At 48.6% G+C, this 12,241-nt stretch carries 9 protein-coding genes; 5 read left to right on the top strand and 4 right to left on the bottom strand.

Annotation, left to right across the window (positions count from 1 at the left end):
• Positions 1-5 precede the first annotated feature (5 nt).
• The 3 genes from GK108_RS02450 to GK108_RS02440 are packed head-to-tail and all read left to right on the top strand — an operon-like array spanning position 6 to position 2,963.
• Entirely contained in the window at positions 6-1,112 is a 1,107-nt protein-coding gene (locus GK108_RS02450; RefSeq protein WP_163942212.1) for a FecCD family ABC transporter permease, read from the top strand.
• 12 nt (positions 1,113-1,124) lie between these two features.
• On the top strand, positions 1,125-1,919 hold the full coding sequence (locus GK108_RS02445) for a heme ABC transporter ATP-binding protein (protein WP_163942209.1): 795 nt from the start codon (positions 1,125-1,127) through the stop codon (positions 1,917-1,919).
• An 18-nt stretch (positions 1,920-1,937) separates the two neighbouring features.
• On the top strand, positions 1,938-2,963 hold the full coding sequence (locus tag GK108_RS02440; RefSeq protein ID WP_163942206.1) for a hemin-degrading factor: 1,026 nt from the start codon (positions 1,938-1,940) through the stop codon (positions 2,961-2,963).
• 68 nt (positions 2,964-3,031) lie between these two features.
• Here the strand turns inward: GK108_RS02440 and GK108_RS02435 are convergent, their stop codons facing one another.
• From GK108_RS02435 to GK108_RS02425, 3 genes are all read right to left on the bottom strand, one after another.
• A complete protein-coding gene (locus tag GK108_RS02435; protein WP_163942203.1) occupies positions 3,032-3,514 on the bottom strand; it encodes a heme-binding domain-containing protein in 483 nt (160 codons plus the stop codon).
• Positions 3,515-3,576: 62 nt separating this feature from the next.
• Positions 3,577-4,302 carry an ABC transporter ATP-binding protein gene (locus GK108_RS02430; RefSeq protein ID WP_163942200.1) on the bottom strand — a complete coding sequence of 242 codons (726 nt, stop codon included), beginning with the start codon at positions 4,300-4,302 and terminating at the stop codon, positions 3,577-3,579.
• A 179-nt stretch (positions 4,303-4,481) separates the two neighbouring features.
• The gene (locus GK108_RS02425; RefSeq protein WP_163942196.1) at positions 4,482-7,502 is read right to left on the bottom strand and encodes a tetratricopeptide repeat protein; all 3,021 of its coding nucleotides are present in this window, start codon (positions 7,500-7,502) and stop codon (positions 4,482-4,484) included.
• Positions 7,503-7,735: 233 nt separating this feature from the next.
• On the opposite strand from GK108_RS02425, the gene GK108_RS02420 reads away from it, so the two are divergent.
• On the top strand, positions 7,736-8,728 hold the full coding sequence (locus GK108_RS02420; protein ID WP_163942193.1) for an aldo/keto reductase: 993 nt from the start codon (positions 7,736-7,738) through the stop codon (positions 8,726-8,728).
• Between the two features lie 51 nt (positions 8,729-8,779).
• Here the strand turns inward: GK108_RS02420 and malQ are convergent, their stop codons facing one another.
• A complete protein-coding gene (gene malQ, locus GK108_RS02415) occupies positions 8,780-10,372 on the bottom strand; it encodes a 4-alpha-glucanotransferase (RefSeq protein ID WP_163942190.1) in 1,593 nt (530 codons plus the stop codon).
• Between the two features lie 298 nt (positions 10,373-10,670).
• Here malQ and atpD point away from each other — a divergent pair, with 298 nt between their 5' ends.
• Complete coding sequence (atpD, locus tag GK108_RS02410) at positions 10,671-12,200, top strand: F0F1 ATP synthase subunit beta (RefSeq protein ID WP_163942187.1); 1,530 nt, start codon at positions 10,671-10,673, stop codon at positions 12,198-12,200.
• Positions 12,201-12,241 lie beyond the last annotated feature (41 nt).

The raw sequence follows: 12,241 nt of genomic DNA, 5'->3' as shown, positions 1-12,241 counted from the left end.
GTCTGATGAATACCACTGCCGCCACAATTAACGCTCGTACCACGATCAAAAAGCCACCGACGTCAGCTATCAGAACAGTTGTGAATCCGTGGCTTATGCCGGTTCTGGTTATTACGTTGCTGGTTACTATTGTCGTATCAGTGGGTATTGGAGCTTTATACGTTAGTCCGTACGAAATTTGGCTGATTCTCGCCAAATCGCTGGGGTATTCTGCCGCTGTCGACGCTACTAAAGAAGCCATTTTATTGGCCATCCGCCTACCGCGTGTTTGTCTGGCCCTCCTGATTGGTGCTGGACTCGCGGTTTCAGGAGCGGCTATTCAAGGGCTTTTCCGTAATCCGCTCGCCGATCCCGGACTGATCGGTATTTCGTCAGGTGCTTCTTTGGCAGCGGTAATGATGATTGTTCTGGAAGTAAAGCTTTTTCAAACCCTGACGGGATTGCTGGGTATGTATGCCCTATCTATTGTTGCTTTCGCAGGTGCCTGTGCTACTGCTTTCCTTGTTTATCGCATAGCGCGCATGGCCGGTAAAGATGTGATCACAACAATGCTGCTTACGGGTATCGCCATTAATGCCTTATCAGGTGCTTTGACGGGCATCATGACTTATCTGGCAACCGACGAACAACTACGTAACATTACGTTCTGGAGCCTGGGAAGCCTAGGTGGAGCCAGTTGGACATCGGTGCTAAGCATTTTACCCTTTACGGCCGCGGCTTTGGTGGGTATTCCAAGATTAGCCAAGTCGCTCAATTTGCTGGCGCTGGGTGAGAGTCAGGCTAGTATGCTGGGTGTAAACCTGAAAAGCATTAAACGGCAGGTCATTATTTTTTCAACAATGGCCGTCGGTACGTCGGTTGCTGTGGCGGGTATTATTGGCTTCATTGGGCTAGTTATTCCTCATCTGATACGTATGGGTGTGGGTTCTGACCATCGCCGTGTCCTGACGGGTTCGGCGCTGGGCGGGGCTATTGTGCTGACCTTGGCCGATTCACTGGCCCGGACCATTGTTGCCCCGGCCGAACTGCCCATTGGCATCCTGACCGCTTTACTGGGAACACCTGTGTTTTTATGGATTTTATTCCGCGAACGCCGTCGAGCAGCCGCCTAAATACGAAGCCATATGCTGGAAGTAAGAAACATCTCGTACCAGATACGTAACCGAAAACTCCTTGATGGCGTTTCGTTCCAGGCCAAAGCGGGCGAACTGCTGGCCATTGTTGGGGCGAATGGTGCCGGGAAATCCACATTACTCAAACTCTGTACACGAGAGCTAACCACTTTATCTGGCGAAGTACGGCTCGACAAAAAAAGTCTTACTGCCTATTCCGATAAAGAACTAGCCCTGGTGCGGGCCGTTCTGCCGCAGCAAAATTCGGTTGTCTTTCCGTTTCTGGTCAGCGAATTAGTGCTGATGGGCCGGTATCCACACTTCGATTTTCACCCCTCCGACCACGATTACTACGTTGCCGAAACGGCTCTTAAGAAAGTGGGGATGTGGGAATTTGCGTCTCGCGTTTTTACTACGTTATCGGGCGGAGAGCAACAGCGCGTTCAGTTAGCCCGAGTGCTGGCCCAGATATGGGATGTCCCCAAAGGTATTTTATTTCTGGACGAGCCGACTACCGGCCTGGACCTGCTTCACCAGCATCAGATGCTGGAATTAGCCCGTGAGTTCACGCAGAAAGGCTTCTGCGCCGTCGTAATTCTGCACGATCTAAATCTGGCGGCTCAGTATGCCGATCAGATTGTTATGCTACGTTCTGGCCGGATTGAGGCCATCGGTCGTCCGCAGGAAGTCATCACCGTCGAGACTATTAAGCACGTATTCAACTTAAATGTGTGGCTCGTTGAGCATCCCGAACTAGACTGCCCAATGGTGATTCCACAGCAACATCAGTTTTCTAATCGTCACTAACCAAACTAGTATTATCCAATGATTACAGCACAGAGCCTCAAAGAACGCTGGGCTACGTTCCTGGAAGAGAACCCTAAAACAAGAATCCGCGATGCGGCTAAACAACTGGGTGTCAGCGAAGCCGATCTGCTTGCGACGCAACTAGGCGAAACCGTTCAACGACTGGAAGGCGATTTTCGTGAGTTGCTTAAAGAAGTACCGACGTTGGCCTATGTGATGGCCTTGACACGTAACGACAACATCGTTCATGAGCGGAAAGGCGTGTACGAGAACGTATCATTCAACGACCAGACAGGCCTGGTGCTGGGTCCGGATATTGATCTGCGGCTGTTTATGTCGCGCTGGCATTTCGGTTTTGCTGTCGATGAAAATGGTCGCAAGAGCTTACAGTTCTTCGATCAGGACGGTCTGGCAGTACACAAAATCTACCTGACTGATCAATCTGACGAAACGGCCTACGAAGCGCTTGTTCAGAAATACCTGGCCGCCGATCAAACGGAAGCCATTGTTACGGTGCCTTATCCCGAAAAAGAAGCAGAGTCAGCTAACGAGACGGTTGATGTTCAGGCATTTCAGGATGCCTGGTTAGCGATGCAGGACACACACGAGTTTTTCGGCCTGCTCCGGAAATATAAGTTGGATCGGGAAGAAGGAATACGGCTGGCTCCGGCTGGCTATTCGGAGCAGATTTCGGTCAATCAGCTGAAAAAGGTATTTGAACTGGTCGCCGAACGCGAACTACCGATTATGATTTTTGCCTCAAGCCCTGGTTGTATCCAGATTCATACGGGTACCGTTAAAAAACTGGTCAGCATGGGGCCCTGGTATAACGTACTGGACCCAGCCTTCAATATGCATCTGCGCGAAGATCAGATTAATAGCATCTGGGTAACCCGAAAGCCCACCAAAGACGGTATCGTAACTGGCCTCGATCTATTTGATAAAAAGGGGAATAGTATTGCGTTGATTTTTGGCAAACGTAAGCCCGGCGTACCAGAAATGCAGCAATGGCGCGATGTCATTGCTGACGTTATTTCTGCTTAGTCATTAATAAATACAGCTAATTGGTACGCCATATCTCCAAGATATGGCGTACCAATTAGCTGTATTTATTAATGATGATGTTCTTCCGTTTCGCCAGCAGGAAGCTGTATCTGACTACGTAGTTGATTAGCCCAGTCGGCAATCAGTTTTGCTTCTTCAGGCTTCAGCTTTGCGTCCTGATGGATTCGGAGGTAAGACGATAAAGGCATCCAGCCATCCGTAACAGCCTCAGCGACTTCTTCCAGCTTATGTCTGGCTTTTTTGGGAGGATACGTAGTAAACTCCGAGAAGTTAAGCTCCGACTTCCCTTCTTCGATGTGATTGGCCAGCCACCAGGAAACGGGCTGAATATTATCGTACCAGGGATATACTGTGTTGTTCGAATGGCAATCGAAACAGGAGCGTTTTAGAACAGTCTGTACGCTAGCGGGTACGGCATACTTTGTCGAAATATCGTTGGGCGAAATGCCCTCTGACTGATTTTTTTCGGGCCGGAAAAACTGGATAAGCACGAAGATCGCTAACAGGCCGATGAGTACTTTACGGAGCATACGTTTTAGGAATTTTAGGCCAATATACTACGCTTATATTAAGAAATACAGCACAAAAAAGATCACTCTTCTGACGATTGCATCAACGCATGTGCTTTACGGATGTTTGTATTAATTCGATCCGTTTCAATCAGGCCATCACGGAGTCGAATAATACGGTGCGCATATTCGGCAATATCTTCTTCGTGCGTTACCATGATCACCGTATTTCCCTTACTGTGAATCTGATCGAACAGATCCATGATCTCATAGGACGTTTTCGTATCCAGGTTTCCAGTTGGCTCATCGGCCAGCAAAATGCTGGGATCATTCACCAACGCCCGCGCAACGGCTACGCGTTGGCGCTGCCCCCCCGATAACTCGTTGGGCCGGTGACCAGCCCGGTGCTCCAGACCCACATTTTTAAGGGCTAACATCGCCTTTTCAATCCGGTCGGCTTTATTATATCCTGCATAAATGAGCGGTAGTGCTACGTTCTCCAGCGACGTTTGGCGGGGCAGCAGATTGAATGTCTGGAAAACAAAGCCAATTTCTTTGTTACGTACTTCGGCCAGATCGTTTTCACCCATCTGACTCACATCCTGCCCATTCAGAATATAATGCCCGGATGAAGGCGAGTCCAGACAGCCAACAATATTCATCAACGTCGATTTACCGGACCCTGATGGTCCCATAAATGCTACGTACTCCCCTTTCTGAATACTAATCGTAATCGACTTCAGAGCGTCAATTACTTCGGTACCCATTACGTAACGTCTGGCAATATTGTGGGTTTCGATAATATTCATGTATGATGAAGTTAGGACGTAGTAGCAGCGGCTACCATTCGGTAGGAAGTACTAAAATGACTCGTTAAAATAATACTATCTGAGAAGAAGTTCGCCGTTGATACCAGCATTATTACTATTTCCCACAAATCGATTGTACAATTACTGGCAATCAAACGCTTGCAGTTAACAAAGCTAACTTATTGCAGGAATTTTTGCCGACTCTTTTCGATTGACGCTAGTTTTTCCTGATAAGTTATCCGAAACGCCTGATAATCGGCAGGCGTCGTAATTGGCTGCAATTTGGCCAATCCGGCCTCAGCATAGTCGGATAAATGCAAATCGAGACACAAACTGATGTATGTTTTGAGTAATTCAGGATTGTCTTCATTATAAGGCAGCGCTCTTATCACCAGGTCATAGGCTTCTTTGCTACGTTGCTGTTGAGCGCCCAGCTGAGCTGCCGACGTAACAATACGTGCATTCAGCGGAGCTAAGGCTAAGGCACTACGATACAATTGATTCGCCTTACCTAACTGGTGAGTACGTTCGTAGGTTTGCGCTAACCAGTAATTTTTTTCAGCCTGAAACTGAGGCAGTATAGGTTTTGTGGCCATTGTTTCAGCCGACCCTACACTTCGGCGAAAAGCCGATAATCGTAGAGCCGCAATGGTCCGTTCCGAAACGGCGATAGGGCTGATCTGGCTGGAATCAGGCAGGCCCGACAAAACCAACTGCGCATTTCGCCATTGAAGCTGATCAAGATAATCGTCGGCCAACGCGACACCAGCCACCGTTTTCAGGCTAGGGTCCTGAATGGTTTCCCAATACGCACCCCGATTCAGATCATCGATCCGGTAGATGGCATAAAATGCTTTTTCTGGATCAGTTTGCGGTTTTCGCTCCTGGTAAAGTACCTGTTTTAAAGCCGATACGGTCGGATCACTGGCAGAGGCTGCTTCCCAAAATGATTGTGCTACGGCCAAATCCCTGGCTTTAGTCAATGCCATCGCCCGATAGTAAATCGACGTCGTATCGGTGTTATAGCCAAACTGCTCGGCTGCCCGGCGATACAATCCCTGCTCCAACAGCCATAAACCCGCAATCGAATGATACGTTGGACTACTTTTCGGATCACCCTCTGCCAACTGGCTGACTAAATTGAAGGCATTGGGGTAATTATGCTGATTATATTCCGTTACGGCCCGAGCCAATAACAAATCGTCTGTAAAGTCCTGATTGCTAGGATCGGTAGTTAACCGTTTGATAGCGTTGGTTAACGCCGTGTCGGCCTGCTGATTGCTAAGCGCATAATTATACAAGCTGGCAAATCGCCCAACACTTAGTCCCTGGCCAACGGCATCAGTAGTTAACCAATCCGGTTTGGCTGGCGATACGGTATCTGAACGCGCAATCATTTTCAACACCAGTGCGTTCGCCTGATACGATTCATAACCTGATGGTTTAACCGACTGCGCCAACGTTGAATCAGCCAGCAAAACGGCGGGATTCCGGGCATAAAAACCCAGTAGATTCGATTCTGGCACTTCGCCCCGACCAGCATTGTCGGCGGCCGATTTCAGGTAATAATAAGCCGAATCGGCTACACTCGTGCGAGTATAGAGATAACCGAGGTTATTCTGCAGTTCGCCACTACCGGGAAAAGCCCGGAGACCCCGCTGCAACGTTTTAACGGCTTCAAAAAATAGGTCAGCCTGCAAATAAGTCTGGCTCAGCCCTGCATAATCCTGTGGATTAGGCTGTTTTAAAAGTGCCTGCTGGAAATAAAAAGCAGCCGCTGTCTGATTATTCTGCGATAAGGCCATTGAAGCCATCGCATAGTTCGATTTATGGTTCTGGAACTCCTGCTCCAGCGCCAACTGATAAAACGCATTAGCCGACGTAGGCTCTTTGCTAACTGTGTAATAATCGCCCAGACCGTTATAATAACTGGCAACAGCCTGTCGAAACGTAATGAGTCCACCCGAACCCAGCAACGCGACTACTACCACAATACCAACAATTCGGAACAGGCTTAATTCAAGACGTTTTGGTTTGTAGAGAATTCTATAAACCGGTAAATGCTGCTGGTAGATGGGCAGAAAGTTCAGCACTACGTATGCCACAAAACATAAGCCCATGCCCAAGTGGGTGTAGACGATGATGTCTTCAAACATCTCAACCAGAGGGTCGTTGGCTGTAACAAACGCATAGACCATAGTAAGCGTCGTGAGTAAAGCCAGACCAAGATACAGATACGCCCCCGAATCGTGGAAGGCAATCGACTCCTGCTGTTCAACCAACCGACGAAATCCCCAGATACCAATAATGACCGAAATCAGGTAGAGCACGAACGGACTGATTGCCAATACGTCCCAATCAATAGAACGCGTATTTTTCAACCAGATCAGTCCCAGATTCAGCAGATAAAGAAAGCTGATAAACAAAAGGTTATTAATTCCCAATGTTCGGCGCGGGCTGATCTGCGGAGCATTACCCTCCGATCTTCCCGCTGATGTTATCCATACCAGCCCCGCAATTATTTCCGGAGCAATAAAGAAAATAAAACCAGTTCCTATAGCCAGCAACACCGGTAGACCGTAACTCACAACAATCATGGCCGGAAATGCCACGGGCGACAACAAGCCTAGTCCGATAGCGACCAGGCCCACTACGCTCCCAAACGCCAGGAGTCGCACTGAGATAGGGTAATCGGACCGAAACGCATGGAAGTAATAACTGACCGATCCAAACAGGAACGCCAGGATAAGAAATAAGTAATTGCCGCCAAGCCCCGGAATTTCGAGCATTTCCCACCGAAAAAAAGCCAGTCCTATAATCAGCAGGGCCATACTGATCAAATACCGTATGCGATCAAAACGGGTTATGGCACTCAGCAACAAAACGAAAGCACAGCAAATACCGACCAGAAACGTAGTGGCATGGGCGGGCCTGATTTCCATAGCAGATGCTACAAATTGCTCCGATACGGTGTAGGCTTTCCCGTTGACCGCATAATTCAACAGCCCATCAGAGAACGTTTGAAACGTAACAGGAAGCTCATTGAGTTCGCTTAATACGTCCCAGTGAACAACGTTAGACAATCCACGAGCCCACGATAAAGCAAACAGAATCAGACTAATAGCAAACAAAAGAAGACTTACTACGTATGTGAGCCGATAATTACGACGCCACGCAGACCAAAAAAATAAGGATGACATGAAACAGAAACGTGCTTAGCGGGTAGTTAGTGCCTTGTGGCATCATCACTACTCCCAAAAACGATAATAGTAAGAAGGGAATTCTAGGACCGCAAACTACCTGGACTATTCTTGCCTAAGAAAATCGGCCAGAATCCGAATTCCTGCTCTCTTTGCCAAACCTCCCTACCATTTTTTTGTACCACTAGTAAGACCCGGTTACAGATACGTATCATTCAATTTTAGTATAGCATATGGAATATAGACAAGTTGGCGATTCAGAATTGACCGTATCGGCCATTACGTTCGGAGCCTGGGCCGCCGGAGGCTGGATGTGGGGCGGAACCGAAACCAAAGGAGCCATTGAAGCCATCAAAGCATCGTATGATTTAGGCGTTACGTCTATCGATACGGCTCCGATTTATGGACAAGGGGCAAGCGAAGAACTAGTTGGTAAGGCAATCAAAGGCATTCCCCGCGATAAAATACAGATCCTGACTAAATACGGTATGCGATGGGACTTGGCAAAGGGTGATTTTGCCTTTAAAAGTCAGGACAATTCAGGCAAGCCCATTGATGTCTACAAATACTCGGCAAAAGACAGCATCATAAAAGAATGCGAAGACAGCCTGAGACGCCTGGGTACAGACTATATCGATCTCTACCAAATTCATTGGCCGGACAAGACGACGCCCATTGACGAAAGCATGGAAGCCGTTGTCCGACTAATTGAACAGGGAAAAGTTCGCCAGGCGGGTGTCAGCAACTATGACGCCGAGCAGATGCAGCAAGCGGAAGCCGTGGTAAAACTCGCATCCAACCAGGTTCCATTCAGTATGCTTAACCAGGCCATAAAGGAAACCGTCGTTCCGTACTGCCTTGAGCATAAAAAAGGAATTTTGGCTTATAGCCCTATGGAACGGGGATTGCTAACGGGCAAAATCAAACCAGGGCATCAGTTTTCGGCAGGTGATCATCGGGCTGGTTACCGGTTCTTCAAGGAGCAGAATATCGTTCAGGCTGACCTTCTCATGGAAAAAATAAAACCACTCGCCGATGAGAAAAATGCCACGTTGGGCCAGCTGGTTGTTCGGTGGACCATTGAGCAACCCGGCATTACAGCAGCTTTGGTAGGCGCCCGAAATGCCGAACAGGCCACTCAGAATGCCAAAGCCATTGCCGTGAAGCTTTCCACTGATGAACTGGCTTTCATTGATCAGCACATTCAACAACTGGAGTTGGTATAATTACATGTCATTCGCTCAAACGGCAGTATTGCCGTTTGAGCGAATAGGTTATTAAACGCCTTCAATACGCCCTGTCATCTTCGTCAACTTAAGCAACTTCTCGCCAGCTTCATCAGTTAGCTGTCCTGGTTGCAGACGCCATTGCCAGCTTCGCCCACCCAGACCGGGCGTGTTCATTCGGTTCGTTTCATCCAGATTCAGCACATCCTGAACGGGCATGATTGCCAGGCGGGCGACCGACTGCATGGTCAGGCGGCAAATCTGATCAACAACGTTTTCCTCGGTAATAGGAAATCCGATGTAGTCATCCAGTCGCTGCCTCACTTCTTCATCAGATTCCCGGAACCAGCCCAGTGTTGTATTATTGTCGTGCGTACCCGAGTAGGCCACTACGTTCTCTGTATGGTTATGCACCCCATGAGACGAGGTCGGCAGATCGTCGCCAAAGCCAAACTGAATCACCCGCATTCCCGGAATTCCGTAATGACGCAGATGTGGCTGCATATCGGCCGTCCGTGCTCCCAAGTCTTCGGCAACGACCGGCAGATGCACAAACTGACGATACATAGCGTGCATAAAATCTTCAATTGGGGCCTTTACCCATTCGCCAACTTTAGCCGTTGGCTCGCTGGCCGGAATTTCCCAATATATAGCAAAACCCAGAAAATGGTCCAGGCGGGTAAGGCTATACAAGGACATCTGATGGCGCAGACGGTGCATCCACCAGGCAAACCCAGTACGTTTATGCTCACTCCAATCGTAAATTGGGTTGCCCCAGCGCTGACCATATTCACTAAAATAGTCGGGAGGAGCGCCCGCTACCGATAGAGGCTGAAAGTTTTCATCGAGTTTGAACAGGGTTGGGTTTGCCCATACATCAGCACTGTTAAACTGAACGTAAATGGGAATATCGCCAATGATATGAATTTTACGGCTATAGCAATAAGCAATAAGCTCATTCCACTGCCGCAAAAAGAAATATTGGAGCACTTTCACAAGTTCTATCCGCTCCTGTAATAACTCCTTTTGTTCTGCCAACGCAGCCGGGTCCCGTCGAACGATGGCTTCATCCCAGCGAATCCAGGTAGGTTCGCCGGTGGCTTCCTGCAAAGCCGTAAATAAAGCATAATCGTCGAGCCAGTCGGCCTGCCAGCCACAAAATCGTTCATAATCACTACGTTGCCCTGCTGTTGCATCGCGTAGAAAGTTTTCGGCTGCCTGCTGCAAAAGCGGTCTTTTTTTGATCCAGGCAGCATGAAGCGTAGAAGGCGCCAGTATTAGCGGACCGGCCAATACAGCCGGAGCGGAGTCGCCCGATGAAGAAGGGGCTTCACTAACGGTAACATCCTGAACGGGCTGTTCATTAAACACGGCCAAGTCTTCCTTACTCAATAACCCTTCTTCGGCCAGCATTTCCAGGCTAATCAGTAATGTATTACCAGCAAAAGCGGACGGACTGCTATAGGGCGAAAAGCCAGCCCCAGGGTCTACGGGAGTCAGCGGGAGTATCTGCCAGTAGGTTTGCCCGGACGCATGCAGGAAATCGGCGAAGCGGTACGCTTCTGGTCCCAGATCGCCCACGCCGTGGGCTGAAGGAAGTGATGTGATATGAAGTAGAAGTCCACTGGAACGTTGTTGAAGCATGAATGAGTAGCAGTTAGAGTGATTGGCGATTTTAAATAAATAACTCTGAGTCATGACCCAATAGTTATTTATTTATTACCTAATCATTAGTGGTCAACATAGTAACAACTAGCTTTTGTACAAATCCGCTCAACGGTCATTTTGTTTGCGCCTTAGGATAAAAACCTAACTACCAAATGCATTCCATACCTAAATAACCGGAAAATGACTAGGCACTGCCTTGACCTTACGCTGTTTTTCTCCTACTTTTGCAGTCCCAAACAATGGGCAATATTTTAATAAGTTACATCATAGATAAATGAGTACGGCAACGGCAGTCAATACGGGTAAGATTACGCAAATAATCGGGCCAGTTGTAGACGTGAGTTTCGAAGGCGAAGGCACTCGGATTCCGGCTATTCTGGACGCCCTCAAAGTAACGAAAGCGAATGGTCAAGAGGTAATTCTGGAAGTTCAGCAGCACCTTGGCGAAGACCGTGTTCGCGCCATCGCCATGGATTCGACCGACGGGCTGTTTCGCGGCTTAGACGTCGTTGACCTTGGAGCTCAAATCACCATGCCAACAGGCGACGGAATTCGCGGACGCCTTTTCAACGTAGTAGGTCAGGCGATTGACGGTATTCCTCAGCCAAAGAGCACTGGCGCAGGCTTGCCGATTCACCGGGCAGCACCAAAATTTGAGGATCTGGCCACATCAACCGAAGTACTATTTACTGGTATTAAGGTAATTGACCTCCTCGAACCCTATGCGAAAGGTGGTAAAATCGGTCTTTTCGGCGGTGCTGGTGTTGGTAAAACGGTATTGATTCAGGAGTTGATCAACAACATCGCTAAGGCCTACTCAGGTCTGTCAGTATTCGCCGGTGTTGGTGAGCGTACTCGTGAAGGAAATGACCTGCTTCGCGAAATGATTGAAGCGGGTATCATCAAATACGGTGAAGCGTTCAAACACTCGATGGAAGAAGGTGGCTGGGATTTGTCGAAAGTTGATTCTGACGAGTTAACTAAAAGCCAGGCTACATTCGTTTTCGGTCAGATGAACGAGCCTCCTGGAGCCCGTGCCCGCGTGGCCTTGTCAGGTCTGACTATTGCTGAACACTTCCGCGATGGCGACGGTGAAGGCGCCGGTCGCGACATTCTGTTCTTCGTTGATAACATCTTCCGGTTTACCCAGGCAGGTTCTGAAGTATCAGCTCTGCTGGGCCGGATGCCCTCAGCCGTAGGTTACCAGCCAACACTGGCTACCGAAATGGGTATCATGCAGGAACGTATTACGTCGACCAAACGTGGTTCTATTACGTCGGTACAGGCCGTTTACGTACCTGCCGATGACTTAACTGACCCCGCTCCGGCTACTACGTTTGCTCACCTTGATGCAACAACGGTATTGAGCCGTAAAATTTCTGAGCTTGGTATCTACCCCGCAGTGGACCCACTCGATTCTACATCGCGGATTCTGACAGCAGAAATCCTTGGCGATGAGCACTACAACACGGCTCAGCGCGTAAAAGAGATTCTGCAGCGTTACAAAGAATTGCAGGACATTATCGCTATTCTTGGTCTGGAAGAATTATCAGAAGAAGATAAGCTGGTTGTTGCCCGCGCTCGTCGTGTACAACGCTTCCTGTCGCAGCCATTCTTCGTTGCTGAGCAATTCACGGGTCTGAAAGGTGTACTTGTTCCGATCGAAGACACGATCAAAGGATTTAACGAAATCATTGACGGCAAGCACGATTATCTGCCAGAAGCAGCTTTCAACCTCGTTGGTACAATTGAGGATGCAGTAGCTAAAGGCGAAAAAATGCTTCGCGAAGCTGGTCAGCGATAAACATAAATCTGGCATACGGTTCATAATTTAACGCTTTATTA

It is taken from the genome of Spirosoma terrae, from assembly GCF_010435915.1.
GTDB lineage: Bacteria > Bacteroidota > Bacteroidia > Cytophagales > Spirosomataceae > Spirosoma > Spirosoma terrae.
Note: the sequence above shows the minus strand (reverse complement) of the source record. Positions and strands in the feature narration are given on the sequence as shown.

Excerpts from the sequence above, each read along its gene's own strand:
- GK108_RS02450 (WP_163942212.1), top strand. The coding sequence starts at position 6 with ATGAATACCACTGCCGCCACAATTAACGCTCGTACCACGATCAAAAAG.
- GK108_RS02445 (WP_163942209.1), top strand. The coding sequence starts at position 1,125 with ATGCTGGAAGTAAGAAACATCTCGTACCAGATACGTAACCGAAAACTC.
- GK108_RS02440 (WP_163942206.1), top strand. The coding sequence starts at position 1,938 with ATGATTACAGCACAGAGCCTCAAAGAACGCTGGGCTACGTTCCTGGAA.
- GK108_RS02435 (WP_163942203.1), bottom strand. The coding sequence starts at position 3,514 with ATGCTCCGTAAAGTACTCATCGGCCTGTTAGCGATCTTCGTGCTTATC.
- GK108_RS02430 (WP_163942200.1), bottom strand. The coding sequence starts at position 4,302 with ATGAATATTATCGAAACCCACAATATTGCCAGACGTTACGTAATGGGT.
- GK108_RS02425 (WP_163942196.1), bottom strand. The coding sequence starts at position 7,502 with ATGTCATCCTTATTTTTTTGGTCTGCGTGGCGTCGTAATTATCGGCTC.
- GK108_RS02420 (WP_163942193.1), top strand. The coding sequence starts at position 7,736 with ATGGAATATAGACAAGTTGGCGATTCAGAATTGACCGTATCGGCCATT.
- malQ (WP_163942190.1), bottom strand. The coding sequence starts at position 10,372 with ATGCTTCAACAACGTTCCAGTGGACTTCTACTTCATATCACATCACTT.
- atpD (WP_163942187.1), top strand. The coding sequence starts at position 10,671 with ATGAGTACGGCAACGGCAGTCAATACGGGTAAGATTACGCAAATAATC.